This window comes from Thermus aquaticus (assembly GCF_001280255.1).
GTDB classification, from domain to species: Bacteria; Deinococcota; Deinococci; order Deinococcales; family Thermaceae; genus Thermus; species Thermus aquaticus.
In genome coordinates this window covers 1,086,926-1,107,760 of the sequence record NZ_LHCI01000106.1, presented here as the reverse complement: position 1 = coordinate 1,107,760, position 20,835 = coordinate 1,086,926, and the positions used below count along the sequence as shown (strand labels likewise).

Annotated in this window: 24 protein-coding genes; 11 read left to right on the top strand and 13 right to left on the bottom strand. The window is 68.0% G+C overall.

The genetic code is table 11. From position 1 onward, the window contains the following. The first annotated feature begins 33 nt into the window (after window positions 1-33). Window positions 34-183, top strand: a complete 150-nt coding sequence (locus tag BVI061214_RS12920) for a hypothetical protein (RefSeq protein ID WP_156303238.1) — start codon at window positions 34-36, stop codon at window positions 181-183. Continuing rightward, window positions 180-854 carry a DUF58 domain-containing protein gene (locus BVI061214_RS07100; RefSeq protein ID WP_053767800.1) on the top strand — a complete coding sequence of 225 codons (675 nt, stop codon included), beginning with the start codon at window positions 180-182 and terminating at the stop codon, window positions 852-854. Before BVI061214_RS12920 ends, BVI061214_RS07100 begins: the two co-directional genes overlap by 4 nt. Here the strand turns inward: BVI061214_RS07100 and BVI061214_RS07095 are convergent. Further along, window positions 825-2,687, bottom strand: coding sequence for an aldehyde ferredoxin oxidoreductase family protein (locus tag BVI061214_RS07095; protein ID WP_053767799.1), 1,863 nt, complete (start codon window positions 2,685-2,687; stop codon window positions 825-827). The two genes, BVI061214_RS07100 and BVI061214_RS07095, sit on opposite strands and share 30 nt — an antisense overlap. A gap of 24 nt (window positions 2,688-2,711) precedes the next feature. On the opposite strand from BVI061214_RS07095, the gene tsaB reads away from it, so the two are divergent. After that, window positions 2,712-3,257, top strand: coding sequence for a tRNA (adenosine(37)-N6)-threonylcarbamoyltransferase complex dimerization subunit type 1 TsaB (tsaB, locus tag BVI061214_RS07090; RefSeq protein WP_003046086.1), 546 nt, complete (start codon window positions 2,712-2,714; stop codon window positions 3,255-3,257). Between the two features lie 125 nt (window positions 3,258-3,382). Here the strand turns inward: tsaB and BVI061214_RS07085 are convergent, their stop codons facing one another. Both BVI061214_RS07085 and BVI061214_RS07080 read right to left on the bottom strand, forming a co-directional pair. Continuing rightward, complete coding sequence (locus BVI061214_RS07085) at window positions 3,383-4,036, bottom strand: flavodoxin family protein (RefSeq protein WP_053767798.1); 654 nt, start codon at window positions 4,034-4,036, stop codon at window positions 3,383-3,385. 46 nt (window positions 4,037-4,082) lie between these two features. After that, window positions 4,083-5,069 carry a lipocalin family protein gene (locus BVI061214_RS07080; protein ID WP_053767797.1) on the bottom strand — a complete coding sequence of 329 codons (987 nt, stop codon included), beginning with the start codon at window positions 5,067-5,069 and terminating at the stop codon, window positions 4,083-4,085. A 64-nt stretch (window positions 5,070-5,133) separates the two neighbouring features. Between BVI061214_RS07080 and BVI061214_RS07075 the strand changes: the two genes are divergently transcribed. Further along, a complete protein-coding gene (locus BVI061214_RS07075; RefSeq protein WP_053767796.1) occupies window positions 5,134-5,889 on the top strand; it encodes a TatD family hydrolase in 756 nt (251 codons plus the stop codon). Between the two features lie 172 nt (window positions 5,890-6,061). Then, window positions 6,062-7,330 carry an aspartate--tRNA(Asn) ligase gene (aspS, locus tag BVI061214_RS07070; protein ID WP_053768611.1) on the top strand — a complete coding sequence of 423 codons (1,269 nt, stop codon included), beginning with the start codon at window positions 6,062-6,064 and terminating at the stop codon, window positions 7,328-7,330. 127 nt (window positions 7,331-7,457) lie between these two features. Here aspS and BVI061214_RS07065 read toward each other — a convergent pair whose 3' ends face one another. The 4 genes from BVI061214_RS07065 to sdhC are packed head-to-tail and all read right to left on the bottom strand — an operon-like array spanning window position 7,458 to window position 10,660. Continuing rightward, entirely contained in the window at window positions 7,458-8,156 is a 699-nt protein-coding gene (locus tag BVI061214_RS07065; RefSeq protein ID WP_003046102.1) for a succinate dehydrogenase iron-sulfur subunit, read from the bottom strand. 17 nt (window positions 8,157-8,173) lie between these two features. Next, window positions 8,174-9,907 (bottom strand): succinate dehydrogenase flavoprotein subunit, encoded by a 1,734-nt coding sequence (sdhA, locus tag BVI061214_RS07060; protein WP_053767795.1) that lies wholly within the window; start codon window positions 9,905-9,907, stop codon window positions 8,174-8,176. Window positions 9,908-9,909: 2 nt separating this feature from the next. Further along, window positions 9,910-10,305, bottom strand: a complete 396-nt coding sequence (locus BVI061214_RS07055) for a succinate dehydrogenase hydrophobic membrane anchor subunit (protein WP_003046106.1) — start codon at window positions 10,303-10,305, stop codon at window positions 9,910-9,912. Beyond that, window positions 10,295-10,660 (bottom strand): succinate dehydrogenase, cytochrome b556 subunit, encoded by a 366-nt coding sequence (sdhC, locus tag BVI061214_RS07050; RefSeq protein WP_003046108.1) that lies wholly within the window; start codon window positions 10,658-10,660, stop codon window positions 10,295-10,297. Before sdhC ends, BVI061214_RS07055 begins: the two co-directional genes overlap by 11 nt. Before the next feature lie 281 nt (window positions 10,661-10,941). Between sdhC and speD the strand changes: the two genes are divergently transcribed. The 4 genes from speD (at window position 10,942) to BVI061214_RS07030 (ending at window position 14,477) form a co-directional block, all read left to right on the top strand. Further along, window positions 10,942-11,376 carry an adenosylmethionine decarboxylase gene (speD, locus tag BVI061214_RS07045; protein ID WP_040684329.1) on the top strand — a complete coding sequence of 145 codons (435 nt, stop codon included), beginning with the start codon at window positions 10,942-10,944 and terminating at the stop codon, window positions 11,374-11,376. Window positions 11,377-11,460: 84 nt separating this feature from the next. Next, entirely contained in the window at window positions 11,461-12,606 is a 1,146-nt protein-coding gene (locus tag BVI061214_RS07040; RefSeq protein WP_053767794.1) for an NEW3 domain-containing protein, read from the top strand. A gap of 1 nt (window position 12,607) precedes the next feature. Next, a complete protein-coding gene (locus tag BVI061214_RS07035) occupies window positions 12,608-13,531 on the top strand; it encodes an ABC transporter ATP-binding protein (RefSeq protein WP_053767793.1) in 924 nt (307 codons plus the stop codon). Next, window positions 13,521-14,477, top strand: coding sequence for an ABC transporter permease (locus BVI061214_RS07030; protein WP_053767792.1), 957 nt, complete (start codon window positions 13,521-13,523; stop codon window positions 14,475-14,477). The genes BVI061214_RS07035 and BVI061214_RS07030 overlap by 11 nt, the downstream gene beginning before the upstream one ends. A 3-nt stretch (window positions 14,478-14,480) precedes the next feature. Here BVI061214_RS07030 and BVI061214_RS07025 read toward each other — a convergent pair whose 3' ends face one another. Next, the gene (locus tag BVI061214_RS07025; RefSeq protein ID WP_040684309.1) at window positions 14,481-14,858 is read right to left on the bottom strand and encodes a cupin domain-containing protein; all 378 of its coding nucleotides are present in this window, start codon (window positions 14,856-14,858) and stop codon (window positions 14,481-14,483) included. Further along, complete coding sequence (locus BVI061214_RS07020) at window positions 14,846-15,472, bottom strand: phosphoribosyltransferase (RefSeq protein ID WP_003046120.1); 627 nt, start codon at window positions 15,470-15,472, stop codon at window positions 14,846-14,848. The genes BVI061214_RS07025 and BVI061214_RS07020 overlap by 13 nt, the downstream gene beginning before the upstream one ends. Window positions 15,473-15,558: 86 nt before the next feature. Between BVI061214_RS07020 and BVI061214_RS07015 the strand changes: the two genes are divergently transcribed. Further along, complete coding sequence (locus BVI061214_RS07015; protein ID WP_053767791.1) at window positions 15,559-17,232, top strand: long-chain-fatty-acid--CoA ligase; 1,674 nt, start codon at window positions 15,559-15,561, stop codon at window positions 17,230-17,232. A gap of 54 nt (window positions 17,233-17,286) precedes the next feature. On the opposite strand, the gene BVI061214_RS07010 is transcribed toward BVI061214_RS07015, so the two are convergent. From BVI061214_RS07010 to BVI061214_RS06995, 4 genes are all read right to left on the bottom strand, one after another. Next, window positions 17,287-18,405 (bottom strand): cysteine desulfurase family protein, encoded by a 1,119-nt coding sequence (locus BVI061214_RS07010; RefSeq protein WP_053767790.1) that lies wholly within the window; start codon window positions 18,403-18,405, stop codon window positions 17,287-17,289. A gap of 98 nt (window positions 18,406-18,503) precedes the next feature. Next, entirely contained in the window at window positions 18,504-18,950 is a 447-nt protein-coding gene (locus BVI061214_RS07005; RefSeq protein WP_003046125.1) for an RrF2 family transcriptional regulator, read from the bottom strand. 15 nt (window positions 18,951-18,965) lie between these two features. Then, window positions 18,966-19,772, bottom strand: a complete 807-nt coding sequence (locus BVI061214_RS07000) for a metal ABC transporter permease (protein ID WP_003046127.1) — start codon at window positions 19,770-19,772, stop codon at window positions 18,966-18,968. Beyond that, window positions 19,765-20,505: a metal ABC transporter ATP-binding protein gene (locus BVI061214_RS06995; RefSeq protein ID WP_053767789.1), complete on the bottom strand. Its 741-nt coding sequence runs from the start codon at window positions 20,503-20,505 to the stop codon at window positions 19,765-19,767. The genes BVI061214_RS07000 and BVI061214_RS06995 overlap by 8 nt, the downstream gene beginning before the upstream one ends. Before the next feature lie 84 nt (window positions 20,506-20,589). Here BVI061214_RS06995 and acpP point away from each other — a divergent pair, with 84 nt between their 5' ends. Beyond that, on the top strand, window positions 20,590-20,832 hold the full coding sequence (gene acpP / locus BVI061214_RS06990; RefSeq protein ID WP_003046131.1) for an acyl carrier protein: 243 nt from the start codon (window positions 20,590-20,592) through the stop codon (window positions 20,830-20,832). Window positions 20,833-20,835: the final 3 nt, after the last annotated feature.

Sequence of the window (20,835 nt, the reverse complement as noted above, 5' to 3'; positions counted from 1 at the left end):
AAAAAGCGAAGGGCGGCCACTTAGACTGAAGGCGTGCCCCGGCGCGCCTACACCGAGGCCGAGGCGGAAAGGCTCGCCCTGGACTTCCTTAAGGACGAGCTCAGAGCCTCGGTCTTCCTCCGCCGCTACGCCCTCCGGGACCGGGAGGAGAGGCTTCTGGAGGCCACCCCAGAGGAGAGATGACCCGCTACCGCATCGCCGCCAAGCCCTACCTCCCCTATCCCGGGGAGCGCCTGGCCCGCAGGAAAGGGCTTGGGGGGGAGTTTTACGAGCTCAGGCCCTACGCGGCAGGGGACGAGGTGCGCCGGGTCCACTGGCGGGCCTACGCCAAGACGGGGAGGCTCTACACCCGCCTGGAGACCGCCCCGGAAAGGGCCCGCTTCCGCCTCTTCCTGGACGAAAGCGAGAGCATGCGCCTCCACGGGAAGCTCCCCTACGCGGAAAAGGTAGCCTCCCTCCTCCTCAGGATCGCCCGCCAGGAAGACCCCCTGGCCCGCTTGGAGCGGGGCCTTCCCCGGGACCTCCGCCCGGGGAGGGGCGTGCTCGTCCTCCTCACCGACGGCCTGGACCCCCTGCCCTGGCCCAGGCTCCTCCCCAGAAGGGTGGTCCTGGTCCAGATCCTATCCTCCCTGGAGCTGGACCCGCCCCTGGAGGAGGCCCTTCTTAGGGACGTGGAAACCGGGGAGGCCCTCCCCGTGGGGAGGGAGGAGGTGAAGGCCTACAAGAAGGCCCTGGCGGAGCACCTCAAGGGCCTTCGCCTCCTCGCCCTCCTCCGGGGGCGGTACGCCCTCCTCAAGGCGGGGGAAGCCCCCCTACCGGGCCTCCTACGCCAGGGCGTTCTGGAACTCCTCTAGCCCCAGGGCCCTTAGCCGCCCGGCGTCCACCCCCTCTTCCCAGCCCGCCAGGCGGCGGTAGGCCTCTAGGGCCCTCTGGAAGGCCTCCTTGTCCAGGCGGGCCTCGGGGTTGCCCTTGCGGAAGGGCTGGAAGAAGCGCTCAGGCAGGCGGTCCTCCTCAGGGGAGACCCCCTCCCGCAGGTTGAAGAGCCGGGTGAGCTGGAGCGTCCTCTCCCCCACCAAAAGCATCTCCTCTGGGGAGAGCCAGAAGCCCGTGGCGGCGTGAAGGGCCTCCCGCCACTCCTCGGGGGTCCAGGGAACGAAGTCGCACATCACCAGGCTGTTGACGAAGCCCCGCTCCCGGGTCTTGGTCCAGAGCATCCGCACCTTGGCCTCGGAGAGATCCTCTATGGGGAGGGGAGCGAAGTCCTCCCCGTAAAAGCGGAGCTCCATGAGGGCCTTCCCCTCCTTGGTGTAGGCGGTGTCGTGGAGGTTGTGGTTGTGGTCGGCGCCCGTGGGGCTCACGGCGTAGCCCACGCCCAGGGCCCGCTTGTACCGGGGGTCGTGCATGGGCACCTCCTGCCCCTTGACGTGCATGGCCAGTTCCGGGTGGCCGATGGCCTCGGCCAGGCGCCTGGCCCCCAGGGCCAAGAGGACCCCAAGCCGCCCCTCCTTCCGGGCCAGGCGCTCAATGGCGGCGATGAGGGCGTCCCCGTTGCCGAAGCGGAGGCCAAGCCCTTCGTCATCCAAAAATCCCCGCTCCACTGCCTCCATGGCGCAGGCGATGGTCACCCCCACCCCGATCACGTCTAAGCCGTACTGGTTGCAGAGGGTGTTGGCCTTGGTAACGGCGTAGGGATCGGTGACCCCGCACGTGGAGCCCAAAGCCCCCAGGCCCTCGTACTCGGGCCCGCCGTACTCGGGGCGGACGTCGTACTTGCCGGTGCCCTCAATCTTCACCACCTGCTTGCAGCGGATGACGCAGGCGTAGCAGGTGTCCCGGCCGACGCGGATACCGAGAGCGTCCAAGCTGGTGCCGTCCAGGGCCTCGGCCCCCTCCAAAAAGCCGTCCAGGAAGTTGTGGCTGGGGAGGACCCCCCTCAGGTTAAAGGGGCGCACCGCGCCCACCGTCCCCATGGTGACCAGGCCCGCCGCCCTTTCCATGCGCTCCTTGGCCATGCAGCGGGCCAGCTCCTTAAGGCGGGCGGGGTCGTGGTAGGCGGGGAGGGTCTCCTTGCTGGCCCGGGCAGAGACCGCCTTCAGGCCCTTGGCCCCCATGACCGCCCCCAGGCCCCCCCGCCCGGCGAAGTGGGCCAGGTCGTGGATCACGTTGGCGATGAGGACCCCGTTCTCCCCCGCCAGGCCGATCTGGGCGACGCGGGTGCTGGCGCCGTGGACCTCCTTGATGAGGGCCTCCACCTCGAGGGGGTCCTTCCCCCAGAGGTGGAAAGCGGGGTGGATGGCCACCTCTCCCCCTTCCACGTGCAGGTAGACCGGGCTTTCCGCCTTTCCCAGGACCACCAGGGCGTCCAGCCCGGCGTTCTTGAGCTCGGCCCCGAAGAAGCCCCCGCCCTCGGCGTCCCCGTAGCCTCCGGTGAGGGGGCTTTTGGCGGCCACGGTGTTGCGCCCCGATCCGGAGATGGGGGTGCCGGTGAGGACCCCGGGGGCGAAGACCAGGGCGTTCTCGGGGCCCAGGGGGTCCGCCCCCTTGGGCACGTGCTTGAGGAGGAGGTAGGCCGCCAAAGCCCGCCCCCCCAGGTACCTGCGCCAGAAGGCCTCGCCGTAAGCCTCGTACCAGACCTTCCCCTGGGATAGGTCCACGAAGGCCACCCGGTCGTGATATCCCTTGGGCATAGGCCGAGTATACCTCCCCCTAAAATGGGGGGCGTGTGGACCCTCACCCTGGACACCGCCACCCCCTACCTCTCCTTGGGCCTCTTCCGCGGGGAGGAGGGCCTGGGGAGGGTGGTGCGGGTGGAAAGGCGGCACGAGGAGGTGCTCTTCGGCCTCCTGGACGAAACCCTGGAGGCGCTGGGGGCGAGGAGGGAGGAGATCGGGGCCCTGGTCCTGGGGGAGGGCCCGGGCTCCTACACCGGCCTGCGCATCGCCCTGGCGGCCGGGGAGGGCGTGGCCCTGGCCTTGGGGGCCAGGGTCTACGGTGTGAGCTCCCTCCTGGCCGCCGCCTGGCCCTATTTGGAGGAGGGGAAACCCCTCACCCCCCTCTTCACCGCCCGAAACCGGCTCTACTACGGGGCCACTTACGTGAAGGAAGGCGGGAAGCCCAGAACCCTCACCCCCCCCACCCGGATGCGGGCGGAGGAGCTTCCCCAACCCCCCCACCTCCTGGACGCCCCACCGGACCCCCGGGCCCTCTACGAGCTTCTGCCCTTCGCCCGGGAGGGGGTGGAGCCCCTTTACCTCTAATCCACACCCATGTTGGCCCAAGCCGGCATGGGGGCCCCGGCAAAAGGTTCTTTGGGGAAGCTACCAGGCATGGTGGGCCGGGGGTATAAGGGGCCCCCACCCCGGCTTTGGCCGCGGTGGGGCAGTTAGTCCGCGGCGGCCCCGGGAAGCTTGGGCAGGCGGTACTGGTAACTGGGCAAAGGCTCCTGGAAGGCCGTCCCCTTCAGCCTCTCGGCCATGAGGACCAGGTTCTCCCCGGCGATGCGGGCGTCCTCCAGGACCTCGAGGTCCTCCTTCAAGGTCCCCTTTCCCCTGCGGTGGGCGTAGACCAGGCCCAAGGGGGCCAGGACGAAGCCCATGTAGCTCAAGGGCAGGAGCATCTGGGCCAGGGCCTGGGCCGCCCCCTCCTCCTCGGCCACGGCCAGGAGGGCCATGGGTTTGCCCAGGTTGAGGAGGCCCTGGTTCTCCATGGAGGTCATCCGCTCCAGAAGGGCCTTCATCCGGGCGGAGGCGCTGAACCAGTAGACCGGGGTGGCGAAAACCACGGCGTCGGCAGCGAGGATCCGCTCCGCCACCCTGCCGAACCCGTCCCAGGGCCCCTGGACGCAGGTCTCGGGGCCGCAGGAGGCGGGGTCTAAGGAGTAGTTCCCCGCGCAGAGGGGAAAGGGGTGCTTCACCAGGTCCAGGCGCTCGGTCTCTGCCCCCTTGCGCCTGGCCGCCTCCAGAACCTCATCCAAAAGCTCCGCCGTAAACCCGTCGGTCCGTGCCGATGCGTTGACGCCGAGCACGCGTAAGCCCATAGATATCACCCAGGCGCTAAACCGCCTTTAGTTTAGCACGCGCAGCTTAGGGGCGGAAGAGCCTGGCCACAAACTCTCCCATGCCCCGGGCCTGGACGGAATAGCCCCGGAAAGACCCCTCCCCCACCACCGGGCCCTCCCAGTAGGCCACCCGGGTGGTCCGGGAGAGGATCTCCCCCTCCTGGAAGAGGGGCCTGAGCCTGAGGTCCAGCTCCGGGCCCCTAAGCCGCCAGAAGAGGGTGTAGGTGCGCCCCGAGGGGCTGGTCCAGGCCTCGAGGGGGACGAAGGCCAGCTCCACCGCCTCCGCCCGGCCCAGGGGGTCCACCCGGCTTCCCAGCACCTGGACCACCCGCCCCTCCCGGTCCTTCACCTGGTAGGCCATGAGCTCGGAGCCATCGGAGAGGTGGAGGCCAAACCAGTCCCAGGTGGCCGAGACCCCGGAAAGCTGCTCCCCCCACTGGTGGTCCAGCCAGGCCTCCCCCTCTGCCCGCTCCCCCAGGACCCGGCCCTGGGCATGAGCCCGGGTGTAGGACTGGTAGTACATCCGCCCCGTCTCCTCGGTGCCCGAGTAGCCGGGCGGGTGGACCACGGGGGGCTTCAAGGGGAGGAAGAGGAGGTCCACCCCCTCGGCCAGGAGGCGGAAGCCCGTCCCCTCCCGGAGGAAGCGGAAGCCCGAGACCTCCAGCCTGGGGCCCGGCTCCGCCCGGCCCCTCGGCCCCAAGAGGTCCTGGTCCGAGGCCTCCAGAAAGCGCCGTTCGCCGGTGCGCAGGTCGGTGAGGGCCAGGTGGGCGGCGTGAAAGGCCCCGAAGAGGCTTCCCGGTAGGCCCAGGATGCGGTAGGAGGGCGGGGCGTAGGCCTTGAAGAAGGCGAAGTGGAAGGCGTAGGGGTACGCCCACCCCGAGGCGTACCACCACTCCAGCGGGGCGGGTTTGGGGTCCCAGTCCCCGGGGTCGGGGAGGCGGGCCGGGTCCACGCCCAGAAGGGCGGGAGCGCAGGCGGCGAGGAGGAACGCCAGGAGGGAGAGGCGCTTCATACCCTGCCCTGATTCTACCCACAAGCCCCGACGCCCCTCTGGCCCCTGGGTTACAGTGAGGCCCATGACCGACACCCACGCCCACCTGGACTTCCTGGAGCCCGAGGAGCTTCTGGAGGTAGAGGCCCACCTGGGGGAGCTCAGGGCCGTCCTCACCCTGGGCGTGGACCCAGGGCGCTGGGAGAAGACCCTGGCCCTGGCCCAGGGAAACGTCCACGCCGCCATCGGCCTCCATCCCACCAGCGCCCACCTCCTCTCCCCCGAGGTGGAAGCGGCCCTCCGGCACTACGCCCGGGCGGAGAGGGTGCGGGCCATCGGGGAGACGGGCCTGGACTACCACTGGACCCCGGAGACCAAAGGCGCCCAGTTCCGGGCCCTGGACCTCCAGGCGGCGCTGGCGGAGGAGCTTGGGCTCCCTTTGGTCCTCCACGTGCGGAGCAAGGACGGGAAGGCGGAAGAGGACCTGGCGGCCTGGCTTCGCCTCCACCGGCCTAAAAAGGTGGTCCTCCACGCCTATGGCGGCCACCCGGCCCTCGAGGAGGCGGGCTTGGAGGTGGGCGCCTACTTCAGCTTCGCCGGGCCCCTCACCTACAAGAAGAACGAGGCCTTGAGGGAAGCGGCCAGGCGGCTTCCCAAGGAGAAGCTTCTGGTGGAGACCGACACCCCCTTCCTCCCCCCGGAACCCTTCCGGGGCCAAAGGAACCGCCCCCACTACGTGCGCTACACCCTGGAAAGGGTGGCCCAGGTCCTAAGCCTCCCCTTCTCTGAGGCCGAGGCCCTCACCGACGAAAACGCCAGGGCATGCTTTGGCTGGACATGAAGCCCCTTTCCCTCCCCGGGAGGCCACCGGCTCGGCTTGACCCCAGGGGGAGAAGCCCCTAAACTGAGGGCCAGCATGTGCCCGCGTTCCCGTAATAACACCTAGCAGGGGGGCCAGGGTCTAGCCCCCCCGGCGCCCTATGGCCGGGGGGGCTTCGCTTAAGGAGGAGAGGATGCGCATCTTGGTCAAGGACTTGCAAGCTCACGTGGGCGAGGAGGTGGAGCTTTTGGGGTTTCTGCACTGGCGCAGGGACCTGGGCAAGGTGCAGTTCCTCCTCCTCAGGGACCGAAGCGGCGTGGTCCAGGTGGTGACGGGGGGGATGCGGCTACCCCTGCCCGAGTCCTCCTTGAGGGTCCGGGGTCTGGTGGTGGAAAGCCCCAAGGCCCCGGGGGGCCTCGAGGTCCAGGCCAAGGAGGTGGAGGTCCTCTCCCCCGCCCTGGAGCCCACCCCGGTGGAGATCCCCAAGGAGGAGTGGCGGGCCCACCCCGACACCCTCCTGGAGTACCGCTACGTGACCTTGAGGGGGGAGAAGGCCCGGGCCCCCCTCAGGGTGCAGGCCGCCTTGGTGCGGGGCTTCCGCCGCTATCTGGACCGGCAGGACTTCACCGAGATCTTCACCCCCAAGGTGGTGCGGGCCGGGGCGGAGGGGGGGTCTGGCCTCTTCGGGGTGGACTACTTTGAGAAGCGGGCCTACCTGGCCCAGTCCCCTCAGCTTTACAAGCAGATCATGGTGGGGGTCTTTGAACGGGTCTACGAGGTGGCCCCCGTGTGGCGCATGGAGGAGCACAACACCAGCCGCCACCTGAACGAGTACCTCTCCCTGGACGTGGAGATGGGCTTCATTGGGAGCGAGGAGGACCTCATGGCGCTGGAGGAGGAGCTCCTAGGGGAGATGCTGGAGGAGGCCCTCTCCTCGGCGGGGCGGGAGATCGCCCTTCTAGAGGCAGAGTGGCCCTCCCCTCCCCACAACATCCCCCGCCTCACCCACGCCGAGGCCCGCAGGATCCTCAAGGAGGAGCTGGGCTACCCCGTGGGCCAGGACCTCTCCGAGGAGGCGGAAAGGCTTCTTGGGCAGTACGCCAGGGAACGCTGGGGGTCGGACTGGCTCTTCCTCACCCGCTACCCCAGGGCCATCCGCCCCTTTTACACCTACCCCGAGGATGACGGCACCACCCGGAGCTTTGACCTGCTCTTCCGGGGCCTGGAGATCACCTCCGGCGGCCAGCGCATCCACCGGTACGGGGACCTCTTGGAAAGCCTGAAGGCCAAGGGGATGGACCCGGAGGGCTTCCAGGGCTATTTGGAGGTCTTCAAGTACGGCATGCCCCCCCACGGGGGCTTCGCCATCGGGGCGGAGAGGCTCACCCAGAAGCTTCTCGGACTCCCCAACGTGCGCTATGCCCGGGCCTTTCCCCGGGACCGGCACCGCCTCACCCCCTAATGCCCTTGTTTCCTTCGGCCTACCATGCCTGGTAGCTTCCCCAGGAAGCTTTTACTGGGGCGCAAGCCAGCATGGGGTGGTATAAAACACCGTCCTGGCCTAGGCCAGGACAGGGACCCCAAGGTTCTCAGAACCGGTCAAAGAGGATGGCCCGCTTGACCTCCTCAATGAGCTGGGTCACGGGGATCTCCCGGGGGCAGGCCTCAGTGCAGTTGTAGGCGGTGCGGCACCGCCAGACCCCGCTCCCCGAGCCCAGGGCCTTGAAGCGCTCCCTCTTTCCCCGGTCCCGGGAGTCAAAGATGAAGCGGTGGGCCTGGACGATGGCGGCGGGGCCGATGTAGGCGCCGTTCACCCAGAAGACGGGGCAGCTGGTGGTGCAGGAGGCGCAGAGGATGCACTTGGTGCCGTGGTCAAAGCGTTCCCTTTCCTCCGGGGACTGGAGCCTCTCCCGCTGGGGCGGGGGCTCGTCGTTGATGAGGTAGGGCTTCACCGCCCGGTAGGCGGCGAAGAAGGGCTCCATGTCCACGATCAGGTCCTTCTCCACGGGAAGCCCCCGGATGGGCTCCACGGTGATGACGCTCCCCAGGTCCTTGACCAGGGTCTTGCAGGCCAGGCGGTTTCGGCCGTTGATGAGCATGGCGTCGGAACCGCAGATGCCGTGGCCGCAGCTCCGCCTAAAGGCCAGAGTGCCGTCCTGGTCCGCCTTCACCTTGTGCAGAAGGTCCAGGACTCGGTCCCAGGGCTCGGCCTCCACCTGGTAGGTCCGCCACTCGGGCTTTCCGTCCTTGTTGGGGTCAAACCGGAGCACCTTGAGGGTAACCTGCATGCCGCCTCCTCTACCTCCTAGTAGGTGCGGGCCTTGGGCTCAAAGCGGCCCAGGACCACGGGCTTGTAGCGGAAGGCCACCTTGCCGTCTTCCACCTTGTAGGCCAGGGTGTGCTTGAGCCAGTTCCGGTCGTCCCGCTCGGGGTAGTCCTCCCGGGCGTGGGCCCCTCGGGACTCCGTGCGGTTCAGGGCCGAGTGGACCAGGGCCTCGGAGACCTCGAGGAGGTACCCGAGCTCCAGGGCCTCCACGAGCTCCGTGTTGTAGGCCTCGCCCTTGTCGTCAATGGCGATGTTCTTGTAGCGGTCCATGAGCTCCTTGAGGACCTCCACCTGCTTGCTTAGGAGCTCCCCGGTGCGGAAGACGGAGGCGTTGTCCATCATGCTCTGCTGGAGCTCGGCCCGGAGGGCGGCCACCCGCTCCTTGCCCTTGGAGTTTTTGATGCGTTCAATGCGCTCCCGGCTCGGGCCCAGGTGCGCCTCGGTGAGCTCGTGGTAGTCGGCGTCCTTGGCGAAGCGGGCGGCGTGGATCCCCGCCCGGCGACCGAAGACCACCAGGTCCCCAAGAGAGTTGGTCCCCAGGCGGTTGGCCCCGTGCAGGCTCACGCAGGCGGCCTCCCCAGCGGCGTAGAGGCCGGGGACCACGGTGTTGTTCTCGTCTTGGATCACCTGGCCCCAAAGCGTGGTGGGGATCCCCCCCATGGCATAGTGGGCGGTGGGCATCACCGGAACGGGCTCCTTCAAGGGGTCCACGCCCAGGTAGATGCGGCTGAACTCGGTGATATCCGGGAGCTTCTTCTCTATGACCTCGGGGGGCAGGTGGGTGAGGTCCAGGAGGACGTGGTCCTTCTTGGGGCCGCAGCCCCGCCCCTCCCGCACCTCCAGGTACATGGCCCGGGAGACCATGTCCCTGGGGGCCAGGTCCTTGATGGTGGGGGCGTAGCGCTCCATGAAGCGCTCCCCCAGGGCGTTGCGGAGGATCCCCCCCTCGCCCCGGGCCCCCTCGGTGAGGAGGATGCCCAAGGGGTAAAGCCCGGTGGGGTGGAACTGGTAGAACTCCATGTCCTCGAGGGGAAGCCCCTTGCGGTAGAGGATGGCCTGCAGGTCCCCGGTGAGGGTGTAGGCGTTGGAGGTGATCTTGTAGATGCGGCCAAACCCGCCGGAGGCGATGACGATGGCCTTGGCCTCAAAGAGGTGGAGCTCCCCGGTGGCGAGCTCATAGGCCACCAGGCCCTTGGCCACCCCGTCCTCCAGGATCACGTCGGTGACGTGGAACTCGTTGTAGAAGGTGATGTTGTGCTTCACGCACTGCTGGTAGAGGGTCTGGAGGATCATGTGTCCGGTGCGGTCGGCGGCGTGGGCCGCCCGGTGCACCGGGGCCTTGCCCCAGTCCTTGGTGTGGCCGCCGAAGCGGCGCTGGGCGATCTTGCCGTTGGGCAGGCGGTCAAAGGGAAGGCCCATGTGCTCAAGCTCTATGACCGCCTCAATGACCTCCTTGGCGAAGACCTCGGCGGCGTCCTGGTCGGTGAGATAGTCCCCCCCCTTGACCGTATCAAACATGTGCCACTCCCAGTGGTCCTCCTCCACGTTGCCCAAAGCGGCCCCTATCCCTCCCTGGGCCGCCCCGGTGTGGCTCCGGGTGGGGTAGAGCTTGGAGCCCACCGCCACATCGGCGCCTTCCCTGGCCGCGTACAGGGCGGCGGTGAGGCCCGCCCCGCCCGCGCCCACCACGATGACCTCGTGTCTGTGCGCCATATTCACTTCACCCCGAAATCGTGGTTAAAAAGGCTGAAGCTCCCCAAGGCGAAGAGGAAGGCGATGAGGCTGTAGACCACCACCTTGGTCCAAAACCGCTTGGCCGGGTCCCGGATCCAGTCGTCCATCACGTAGCGGAGCCCGTTGGCCCCGTGCAGAAGGCCCAGGGCCAGCATGAGCCAGTCGTAGATCTTCCAGGTGGTCTGGGAGAGTCTCTGGGCCACGTAGTCGTAGTTGATCTTGTTGATGTCGGTAAGGATGGCGTTCATCCACATGTGGCCGATGACGAGAAAGACGAGGACCACCCCGGAGATGCGCATGAAGACCCACCAGTAGAGCTCCAGGTTGGTGCTGGCCTCGAGCCGGGCTTCCTGGTACCGCTTGGACTTAATCGCCATGGCCGCCTCCCAGAATCCCGCCCCCGATCTTGATCAAAAAGGGCAGGTAGAAGACCACGAAGAGGACCCAGACCCCGTACCAGAGCTGGCGCTGGTAGCGCACCCCCCACGAGGTGAAGTCCATGAGGATGATCCTGAGGCCGTTGAACCCGTGGTAGAGGACCCCGGCGATGAGCAAAAGGAGCCCCACTTGGAACACGGGCTGGTGGTAGAACTTCATGAGGGCGTTGGACACCTCCGGCCCCCACATGGCGCTGCTGATGTTGGCCACGTGGAGCATGAGGAAGACCAGGATGCCCAGGCCCGAGATCCGGTGCAGGTAAAACGCCCACTGCCCTTCTCTTCCCCTGTACATGGCACCTCCTTGCCGAGGGTCATCATACTACCCTCACCCGGGGAAAAGCGTTCCTCAAGGACCAGATGCCCCCCTTATACCCCATCCCCGTATACATCGGGCACGGGGAGGGAAAAAGCTCCAGGACCCCCCCACCCCCCTCCCCCGGGGGATGCCCCCCGGGGTGAGAGGCGGGGGATTCCCGCGCCAGGACAAGGTATTGACAGGGGGGGGAGGGGGGGGCATAATGGGGGGCGTGCCGCAGGGAATACCCCGGGGGGCACGGGAAGGAGGTGGTCACGGTGGAACTCTTCGGATTCGGTCCGCATCTGATGATTGACGGCTACGACGCCAATCCCGAGAAGCTCCGGGACGCCGAGCTGGTCCGGCGGGTTCTGGACGAGCTCCCCGAGGAGATGGAGATGACCAAGGTGCTTCCCCCCTTCGTCTACAGCTACGGCCCGGGTGGGGAAGACGGCGTGACCGGGGTGGTGATCATCGCCGAGAGTCACATCGCCATCCACACCTTCCCCAAGAAGCGCTTCCTCTCCATTGACATTTTCTCCTGCAAGGCCTTTGACATGGGCAAAGCCCTGCGGAGGCTGGCCGAGACCTTTGAGATCGGTCGCTACGAGACCCACATGATCCACCGCGGCAAGGAGTTCCCCAAGGACCCCGAGCTGGCCCGCAAGATCGTCCTGGGGGAGCGGGAGTACCTGGAAGCCCGGGTGGGCTGAGCCCGCCCCTTTAGGCCCCGGGGAGCCCGGGGTCTTTTCATGATAGGCTCATCCTTTCTTCCTAGCCTTGATGGAGGAGGCAGTATGGCGCGGAAACTCCTGGCCCTAGCCCTTATCGCTTTAGGCGTGGCCCTGGCCCAAGGCTTTCGCGGCCTCTCCCTGGGCACCCCCTACCCGGAGATGGGGGTCCAGCCCGGGGAGAGCGTGAGCCTCACCCTCACCCTGAAAAACCACGGGCTTCCCCCGGGGGTGGTGCGCCTCTCCCTGGCCGAGGTGCCCCAGGGCTGGCAGGCGAGCCTGATCGGTGGCGGGCGGCTAGTGCGGGCGGTCTACCTGGCCCCGGACGGCGAGGCCACCCTCACCCTAAGGCTCCAGCCCCCCAAGGACGTGAAGCCCGGGGCCTACCGCTTCCTGGTGCGGGCCGAGGGGCTTGGGCAGACGGCCAGCCTGCCCATAACCCTGGTCGTGGGCCAGGGCCTGCCCCAGAGGCTGGCCCTCGAGGCCGAGCTCCCCATCCTCAAGGGCCCCCCCACCAGTTCCTTCCGCTACCGGGTGACCCTCAGGAACGAGTCTGACCGGGACCTCCTGGTCTCCCTGGAGTACGAGGCCCCCCAGGGCTTCCAGGTCACCTTCACCCCCGCCTTCAGCGGCCAGCAGGTGACGAGCCTGCCCATCAAGGCCGGGGAGAGCAAGGACCTGGACGTGGAGGTCTCCCTGCCCAAGGACACCAAGGCCGACACCTACGCCCTCACCATCCGGGCGGTGGCCGGGGAGGCCAAGGCCGAGCTGGGCCTCACCCTCGAGGTCACGGGCCGCCCCGAGGTCCGCTTCACCACCAAGGAGGGGCGGCTTTCCGGCCAGGTGACGGCGGGCCGGGAGAACCCGGTGAAGCTCTTGGTGAAAAACGAGGGGAGCGCCCCCGCCAAGAACCTCGCCTTCAGCGCCTTTGAGCCCTCGGGCTGGGAGGTGAAGTTTGAGCCCGACAAGATAGACCTCCTGGAGCCCGGCAAGGAGGCCGAGGTCACCGCCCGCATCAAGCCCTCCCCCAAGGCCGTCACCGGCGACTACATGGTGACCTTCTCCCTCAGGGGGGACGACGGGCTTTCCGAGAGCCTGGACTATAGGGCCACCGTGGTGCGCTCCACCCTGTGGGGCCTCGTGGGGGTGGGCCTCATGGCCCTGGCCCTGCTCGTCCTGGGCTTCGCCGTGAACCGCTACGGCCGGAGGTAGCATGGCGGTCATCGTGACCCGGGGTCTCACCAAGCGCTACGGGCGCGTGGTGGCGGTGGAGGACCTGAACCTGGAGGTGGCGGAAGGGGAGGTCTTTGGCCTCCTGGGCCCCAACGGCTCCGGCAAGACCACCACCATCCTCATGCTCCTGGGCCTCACCGAGCCCACCTCCGGGGAAGCCCGGGTCCTGGGCCTGGACCCCATGCGGGAGCCTTTGAAGGTCAAGGCCAAAGTGGGCTACCTCCCCGACCAGGTGGGCTTCTACGGGGAGCTCACCGCCTGGGAGAACCTGCGCTACACCACGAGGCTTCTGGGCCTACCGGAGGCCGAGGCCAAAGCCCGCATTGAGGAGGTCCTGAGGCGCATGGGCCTTTGGGAGGTAAGGGACCGCCGGGTAAGCGCCTTCAGCCGGGGCATGCGCCAGCGCCTGGGCCTGGCCGAGGTCCTCCTCAAAAGGCCCAAAGTGGCCATCCTGGACGAGCCCACCCTGGGCCTGGACCCGGAGGCGGCCCGGGAGTTTCTGGACCTCATCAAGGGCCTCAAGGCCGAGGGCATCACCGTCCTCCTCTCCAGCCACCTCCTCCACCAGGTCCAGGAGATCTGCGACCGGGTGGGGCTCTTCCACAGGGGCCGCCTGGCCCTCCTCGGGCGGGTGGAGGAGCTTGCCGCCCGGGTGTTGGGCGGCGGGTACGAGATCCTAGTGGAGGCAAGCCCCGGCCTGAAGGAGGCCTTCCAGGCCGTGGAGGGGGTGGGCCGGGTGGAGGCGGAAGGGGGGCGGTACCGGGTCCTGGCCACCCGGGACGTGCGGGCCGAGCTGGCCCGGATCGCCGTGGCCCAGGGGGAGCTCCTAGCCCTCGCCCTCCGCCGCCCCAGCCTGGACGAGGTCTACGCCCACTACTTCAAGGAGGTGGCCCATGCGGCGTGAGGGTTCCCCCTGGACCGGGCTCTGGGCCGTCTTTTTCAAGGAGATGGCCGACCACCTCTCGGGGCTCAGGATGCGGATCCTCGAGGGCCTGATCCTCCTCTCCGCCCTGGCCGCCGTCTACACCGGGAGCCAGGCCCTGCGCCAAACGGTGGGAGAGGACCCCTACCTCTACCTGAAGCTCCTCACCACCGCCCAGGACCCCCTGCCCTCCTTCGTGGGCTTCCTCTCCTTCTTCGTGCCCCTGGCGGCCATCGCCCTGGCCTTTGACGCCGTGAACGGCGAGTACGCCCGGGGCACCCTCTCCCGGGTCCTCTCCCAGCCCATCTACCGGGATGCCCTCCTCTTCGGCAAGTTCCTGGCGGGGCTTGGCACCCTGGCCGTGATGCTCCTCGCCCTCCTCCTCCTGGTCCTGGGCCTCGGCGTCTTCACCCTGGGGGTCCCCCCGGGCGGCGAGGAGGTGGGCCGCATCCTCTTCTTCTTCCTGGCCACCCTGGCCTACGCCGGGGTCTGGCTGGCCCTGGGCCTCCTCTTTTCCGTCCTCTTCCGCCAGCCCGCCACCGCCGCCTTGGCCGCCATAGGGGTCTGGCTCTTCTTCGCCGTCTTCTTCCCCATCCTCACCGACCTGGCCGCCAGCGCCTTCCTCCTCCAGGCGGACCCCTTTGACCCGGAAAGCCAGCTCCGCCAGGCCAACCTGGCCCTCTGGTTCTCCCGCCTCTCCCCCAACACCCTCTTCGCCGAGGCCCTCACCGCCATCCTGAACCCGGCGGTGCGCTCCTTAGGCCCCATCCTCATCACCCAGCTGGAAGGGGCCGTTCTGGGCACCCCTCTGCCCCTGGGCCAGAGCCTCCTTCTGGTCTGGCCCCAGCTCACGGGGCTCTTCGCCCTGGCGGTCCTCCTCTTTACCCTGGCCTACGTGGCCTTCCAGCGGCAGGAGGTCAGGGCCTGAACCTCACTCCAGCCACTCCGTGGCGTAGGCGCTGGTCTTGGGGATGATGCAGAGGAACTCCACGGGCTCCTCGCCCTCGTTGACGTAGGCGTGGGGGGTCTCCGGGGGGATGAAGACGGTCTGCCCGGCCTGGACCTCCCGCACCTCGTCCCCCAGAAGCACTTTCATCCGGCCGGAGAGGACGTACTGCTCGTGCTCAATGGTGGGGTGCTTGTGCTTGGGGATGCGCCCCCCGGGCAGAAGGGTGAACTTGCGGAGGATGAAGTGGGGGGCGCCGTCCTCGGGGCCGATGAGGACCTGGATGAAGGCCTTCTCCCCCCGCTCCACCGGGCGGGCCTCGAGGCCCGCCGCCTGCTTGACCACGGGCTTCATGCCGCCCATTGTAGCAGAAGGGCCTCCACGTCCTCGTCCGTCACCTCGCCGAAGTCCATGTAGTAGGCTCCCACCGCGGCAAAGTCGGGAGGGGTAGAAAGGGCCAGAGCCTCCGCCCTCTCCTTTAGCCTCTCCACCGCATCGGGGCTGGCCACGGGCACGGCCACCACCACCCTCCTGGGCTCTTCGGCCAGGACCACGCTGAGGGCGGTCTCCATGGTGGCCCCGGTGGCTATGCCATCGTCCACCAGGACCACGTCCCGGCCCTTCAGGGAAACCTTGGGCCGGACCTTCCGGTAGCGCTCCGCCCGCTTGCGGATCACCTCCTTCTGCCTGGCCGCCTCCCTTTCCAGGTAGCTTTGGTCGGCGTACTGGAGGGCGTAGGGCTTGAGGATGAGCTCCCCCCTCTCCCCCACCGCCCCCAGGGCGAACTCCGGGTTGCCGGGGGCCCCCACCTTGCGCACCAGGACCACGTCCAGCTCCCCCCCAAGGCGCCTGGCCACCTCGTCCGCCACCACCACCCCACCCCGGGGAATCCCCAGGACCACGGGACGCTCCAAGCCCAGGGGCTTTAGGGCCTCGGAAAGAAGGGCACCGGCATGCCGACGATCGCGGAAGCGCATGGGAAACCTCCTTCCCCATGCTACACCCACGGAGGTCTTGAACTCGGTATAAGGCTCTGCTAGGGTGGAGGCCAAGGGAGGCATCTATGGTGAAGGAGAAACCCTGGCTGGCCCACTACGATCCCAGCGTGCCCCACGAGGTGGAGGTCCCCTCCATTCCCCTATGGCGTTTCCTGGAGGACAGCGCCCGCCGCTTTCCCAACAACGTAGCCCTGGAGTTTCTGGGCAAGACCCTGACCTACAAGGAGCTCTGGGACCTCTCCCTACGCTTCGCCCGGGGGCTAAAGGAACTGGGGATAAAACCCGGCGACCGGGTGGCCGTCATGCTCCCCAACACCCCCCAGTTCGTCATCGCTTTCTTTGGCACCCTCTTAGCGGGGGGCGTGGGGGTCAACGTCAACCCCCTCTACACCCCGAGGGAACTGAGGCACCAGCTCCAGGACGCCGGGGCCGAAACCCTCGTCATCCTGGACCACCTCCTGCCCCGCTTCCTGGAAGTGGAACGGGAGACCCCGGTGAAACGAGTGGTGGTCACGGGGATCAAGGACTTCCTCCCCTTCCCCAAGAACCTCCTCTACCCCCTGAAGGCCAGGAAGGACCGGCTCCCCCTGGGCTTCCCCAGGCGGGAAGGCCTCCACGCCTTTTTGGACCTCCTGAAGCGCCCCCCCGCCACCCCCCACGCCTCGGACCCCGAGGACCTGGCCCTTTTGCAGTACACCGGGGGGACCACGGGGATCTCCAAGGGCGCCATGCTGACCCACAAAAACCTGGTGGCCAACGTCCTGCAGATTGACGCCTGGGACTCCACCTCCCGGGACCTTCTGGGCAAGGGGGTCATGCTGGGGGCTTTGCCCTTCTTCCACGTCTACGGCATGACCGTGGCCATGAACTACGGCCTCTATTCCGGGTACAAGATCGTCCTCCTGCCCAGGCCCGAGATCCACGCCGTGGTGGAGGCCATTGAGAAGCACCAGGTGACCCACTTCCCCGGCGTCCCCACCCTCTACGTGGCCTTCAACAACTTCCCCGGGATTGAGAAGCGGAACGTCAAGAGCATCCGCATCTGCCTCTCGGGAGCGGCGCCCTTACCGGTGGAGGTGGCCAAGCGCTTTGAGGAGATCACCGGGGCCCGGCTCCTCGAGGGCTACGGCCTCTCCGAGGCCAGCCCCGTGACCCACTCCAACCCCGTGCTGGGGCCCATCAAGAAGGGCTCCATTGGCATGCCTCTGCCCAGCGTGGAGGCCAAGGTGGTGGACGAGGAGGGTAAGGAGGTGCCCCTGGGGGAGGTGGGCGAGCTCATCGTCAAGGGCCCCAACGTCATGAAGGGCTACTGGAACCGGCCGGAGGAAACCCAAAAGGCCCTCAAGGACGGCTGGCTCTTCACCGGCGACCTGGCCCGCATGGATGAGGACGGCTACTTCTACATCGTGGACCGCAAAAAGGACATGATCATCGCCGGCGGGTACAACATCTACCCCCGCGAGGTGGAAGAGGTCCTCTACGGGCACGAGGCCGTCCAGGAGGCCGCCGTGGTGGGCGTCCCCGACCCCTACCGCGGGGAGACCGTGGCCGCCTTCATCGTCCTCAAGGAAGCGTACCGGGGCAAGGTCACGGAAAAGGACATTGAGGCCTTCTGCCGGGCAAACCTGGCCGCCTACAAGGTCCCCCGCATCATCCAGTTCCGGGAGGGCCTCCCCAAGTCCAGCGTGGGGAAGATCCTGAGACGGGAGCTTAGGGACGAGTTCGCCAAAAAGGCCTAGAGGCTCCGACACGCTTTTGGGGCCCCCGCCGCGGCAAAAGCCACGGCGGGGTACTTAAGCCCGGGCCCGGCGCACCGCTTCCCGGAAGGCCTCTATGGCCCGGTCCACCTCCTCCAGGGTGGTGAAGCGCCCCAGGGAGAAGCGCAAGGAGGCCCGGGCCTCCTCCCGGGAGCGGCCTGTGGCCAGGAGGACGTGGGAGGGCTCCAGGCTTCCCGCTGAGCAGGCGGAGCCCGAGGAGACCGCCACCCCCAGGAGGTCCATGGCGAGGAGCAACGCCTCCCCATCCGCCCCCTTCACCGTGACGTTCACCAGCTTGGGCAGGCGCTCCTTGGGGTGGCCGTTCAGCTCCACGCCCTCCACGGAAAGAAGCCCGGCCTCGAGGCGCGCCCTCAGGGCGAGGAGCCTTTGGCTCTCCTCGGGAAGGAGCCTCAAGGCCTTCTCCAGGGCCACCGCCAGGCCGTGGGCCAGGAGGGGGCTTGGCGTCCCTCCCCGCCTCCCCCCCTCCTGCTTCCCCGGCACCAAGGGGAATAGCTCCACCCCGTGGCGCACCAAAAGGGCCCCGATCCCCTTGGGCCCGTAGAACTTGTGGGCGCTCAGGGAGACCAGGTCCGCCCCCACCTCGTCCACGCGGAAGGGCACCTGGCCTATGGCCTGCACCGCGTCGGTGTGGAAGAGGGCCCCGTGGGCGTGGGCCACCTCGGCCATGGCCCTCACCGGGTAGAGGTTCCCCAGCTCGTTGTTGGCGGCCATGACGCTCACCAAAAAGGTGTCGGGGCGGAGGGCCTCGGCCACCTGCTCCGGGTAGACCATGCCCAGGGGGTCCGGCTTCAGGTAGGTGACGGCGAAGCCAAGCCTCTCCAGAAGCCGCAAGGCCCCCAGAAGGGCAGCGTGCTCCACCGCCGTGCTGACCACGTGGCCTTTGCCCCGGGCCAGGGCCACCCCCAGGACGGCCAGGGCATCGGCCTCCGAGCCCGAGGCGGTGAAGACCACCTCCCGGGGGCGCACCCCAAGGAGGGTTGCCACCCTCTCCCTGGCCCCCTCCAGGACCCTCCTGGCCTCCTGGCCAAAGCGGTGGACGCTAGAGGGGTTGCCGAAGACCCCCTCCACCTCCCGCATGGCCTCGAGGACCTCGGGGTCAACGGGCGTGGTTGCGGCGTAGTCCAGGTAGACCATCTCCGTGCCTGCACTCCAGTTTCGCAACATGGGGTGCCCCAGTCGGGGCTAAAGGCTTTTCTGGGGCCCCCGCCGCGGCGAAAGCCGCGGTGGGGTACTTAGCTAGCGGCCTCCAGCTGGATGGGGCGCCTGGCCTCCAGAAGCCTCCTCTCCTCAATGAGGTCCTTGAGGGTAGTGCCCCCCAGGACCTGGCGCATGGCCAGGTCCACCCGCCTCCAGAGGAGCTCCGTGGAGCACTGGCCCACCTTGGCGCAGGACTCCGGGTCCTCAATGCAGGAGACCGGGGCCAGGCTCCCCTCCAGGGCCTCCACCACCTCGAGGGCCGTCACCTTCTCCGGGGGCCGGGCCAGGCGGTACCCTCCCTTGGCCCCCCGCACGGAACGGATGAAGCCGGCCCGGCGCAGCTGGGCGGCGATCTGCTCCAGGTAGTGCTGGCTGATGCCCTGGGCCTCGGCCACCTCCTTGAGGGGAACGGCCTCGGGGGCGCGGAGGCCGATCTCCACCAGAGCCCTCAGGCCGTACTGGGCCTTCGTGGAAACCCACATGCCCCCAGTATACTCCTATTTCCCGCCCGACAATCCGGTTTTTGCCAGGGCCAAGGCGAAGAGGAGGGCCTGGAAGAGGACCACGCTGGCCCCGCTGGGCCAGTCCAGAGCCAGGGAGAGGAAAAGCCCCCCCAGGGTGGAAAGGAGGGCGAGGAGGAGGGAAAGAAGGGTCATGCCGGCGAAGGTGCGGGCCAAAAGCCTCGCCGCCGCCCCGGGGATGACCAGAAAGGCCGCCACCAGGATCAGGCCCACCACCTTGACCGCCAGCACCAGGCTCACCGCCAAAAAGCCCGAGAGGAGGTAGTCGTGGAGGACGACCGGCACCCGGTCCGCCAGGGCCAGCTCCCGGTCTAAGGTGGCGTAGGCCACAGGACCCCAAAGGGGCAGGAAGAAGAGGGCGAGAAGGGCCAAGAGCCCTACGGCCAAAAGGTCCAAAGGACCCACCGCCAAGAGGGAGCCGAAAAGGTAGCCCATGGCGTCCCCCACGTAACCCCGGGCCTTGGCCAGGAAGATGGCCCCCAGGGCCACGGAGAGGGCGAAGAAGACCCCGATGGCCGTGTCCTCGGAAAGCTCGGTGCGCTCCTTGACGAAGGTGATGGCCATGGCCACCAGGAAGGTGAAGGGAAGGGCAAACCACAGGGGCTCTCCCCGGAGGAATAGCCCCAGGGCCACCCCGGCGAAGGCGGCGTGGGCCAGGCCGTCCCCCAAAAAGGAAAGCCGCCGCTGCACCACAAAGGGCGACAAGAAGCCGGAGAGGAGGGCCACCAGAAGCCCCGCCAGAAGGGCCCGCTGGAAGAAGGGGTAGCTCAGGGCCTCAGCCACGGCTTCCCTCCACGAAGAGGCCGTGGGCGTGGCCCACGTGGCCGAAGGCCTGGCGCAGGCAGGCCTCGGTGAGGGCCTTCTCGGGAGGGCCGAAGCCCACCACCTTCCGGTTCAAGACCAGGACGTGGGTCGCGTGGTGGGCCGCCTCCCAGTCGTGGGTGATCATGAAGACCGTGGCCCCGGAGGCCTTCTGGTAGTCTTCCAGGTAGCGGTAGAGGTCCACCTCCCCCACCCGGTCCACCCCGGTGGCGGGCTCGTCCAGGAGGAGGATGCGGGGTTTGCGGATGAGGGCCCGGGCCAGGTAGACCCGCTGGAGCTGGCCTCCGGAGAGCCGCCCCAAGGGCCTCTCGGCGAGGCCTTCGGCTCCCACCCGAGCCAGGGCCCTCAGGGCCTCCTCCCGCTCCTTGGGGCTCACCCGAAAAGGCCAGCTCCGCCTGAGCCCGGTCAGGACCAGCTCCAGGGCCAAGGCGGGGAAGGAGCGGTCAAAGGCCTTGATCTGGGGCACGTAGCCGAACCACATGGGGTCCACCTGGCGAAGGGGAAGGCCATAGACCCGCACCTCACCCCTAAAGGGAACCAGGCCCAGGACCGCCTTCAAGAGGGTACTCTTCCCCGCCCCGTTGGGGCCCACGATGGCCACGAAGGCCCCTTCCGGCACGGCGAGGCTCACGCCCTCCAGGGCCCAAAACTCCCCGAAGCGCACCGAAAGGTCCTTAATCTCCAGGGCCAGCACACTAAAATGGTATTGCGTTCTCAGTATCTCGTCAAGGCGAGGCCCCCTTTTTCCGTCGTGGTAAAATCCCCCCGGGAGGTTCGCATGAGCGAGCAGGAGATCTTTGAAAAGGTGAAGGCGGTTATCGCGGACAAGCTCCAGGTGGAGCCGGAGAAGGTGACCCTCGAGGCCCGCTTCGTGGAGGACCTGGGGGCCGACAGCCTGGACACCGTGGAGCTCATCATGGGCCTGGAGGACGAGTTCGGCCTGGAGATCTCCGACGAGGAGGCCGAGAAGATCCGCACCGTCAAGGACGCCGTGGCCTACATCAAGGCCAAGCTGGGCTAAACG

Bases quoted from the DNA above. Each gene is read 5' to 3' on its own strand.
- sdhC (WP_003046108.1), bottom strand. From the start codon at position 10,660: ATGTACAGGGGAAGAGAAGGGCAGTGGGCGTTTTACCTGCACCGGATC.
- BVI061214_RS07100 (WP_053767800.1), top strand. From the start codon at position 180: ATGACCCGCTACCGCATCGCCGCCAAGCCCTACCTCCCCTATCCCGGG.
- BVI061214_RS07005 (WP_003046125.1), bottom strand. From the start codon at position 18,950: ATGTGGGTTTCCACGAAGGCCCAGTACGGCCTGAGGGCTCTGGTGGAG.
- BVI061214_RS07025 (WP_040684309.1), bottom strand. From the start codon at position 14,858: ATGGGCGGCATGAAGCCCGTGGTCAAGCAGGCGGCGGGCCTCGAGGCC.
- acpP (WP_003046131.1), top strand. From the start codon at position 20,590: ATGAGCGAGCAGGAGATCTTTGAAAAGGTGAAGGCGGTTATCGCGGAC.
- aspS (WP_053768611.1), top strand. From the start codon at position 6,062: ATGCGCATCTTGGTCAAGGACTTGCAAGCTCACGTGGGCGAGGAGGTG.
- BVI061214_RS07040 (WP_053767794.1), top strand. From the start codon at position 11,461: ATGGCGCGGAAACTCCTGGCCCTAGCCCTTATCGCTTTAGGCGTGGCC.
- BVI061214_RS07055 (WP_003046106.1), bottom strand. From the start codon at position 10,305: ATGGCGATTAAGTCCAAGCGGTACCAGGAAGCCCGGCTCGAGGCCAGC.
- BVI061214_RS07015 (WP_053767791.1), top strand. From the start codon at position 15,559: ATGGTGAAGGAGAAACCCTGGCTGGCCCACTACGATCCCAGCGTGCCC.
- BVI061214_RS07030 (WP_053767792.1), top strand. From the start codon at position 13,521: ATGCGGCGTGAGGGTTCCCCCTGGACCGGGCTCTGGGCCGTCTTTTTC.
- BVI061214_RS07010 (WP_053767790.1), bottom strand. From the start codon at position 18,405: ATGGTCTACCTGGACTACGCCGCAACCACGCCCGTTGACCCCGAGGTC.
- BVI061214_RS07080 (WP_053767797.1), bottom strand. From the start codon at position 5,069: ATGAAGCGCCTCTCCCTCCTGGCGTTCCTCCTCGCCGCCTGCGCTCCC.
- sdhA (WP_053767795.1), bottom strand. From the start codon at position 9,907: ATGGCGCACAGACACGAGGTCATCGTGGTGGGCGCGGGCGGGGCGGGC.
- BVI061214_RS07065 (WP_003046102.1), bottom strand. From the start codon at position 8,156: ATGCAGGTTACCCTCAAGGTGCTCCGGTTTGACCCCAACAAGGACGGA.
- BVI061214_RS07095 (WP_053767799.1), bottom strand. From the start codon at position 2,687: ATGCCCAAGGGATATCACGACCGGGTGGCCTTCGTGGACCTATCCCAG.
- BVI061214_RS07020 (WP_003046120.1), bottom strand. From the start codon at position 15,472: ATGCGCTTCCGCGATCGTCGGCATGCCGGTGCCCTTCTTTCCGAGGCC.
- tsaB (WP_003046086.1), top strand. From the start codon at position 2,712: ATGGGGGGCGTGTGGACCCTCACCCTGGACACCGCCACCCCCTACCTC.
- BVI061214_RS07035 (WP_053767793.1), top strand. From the start codon at position 12,608: ATGGCGGTCATCGTGACCCGGGGTCTCACCAAGCGCTACGGGCGCGTG.
- BVI061214_RS07075 (WP_053767796.1), top strand. From the start codon at position 5,134: ATGACCGACACCCACGCCCACCTGGACTTCCTGGAGCCCGAGGAGCTT.
- BVI061214_RS07085 (WP_053767798.1), bottom strand. From the start codon at position 4,036: ATGGGCTTACGCGTGCTCGGCGTCAACGCATCGGCACGGACCGACGGG.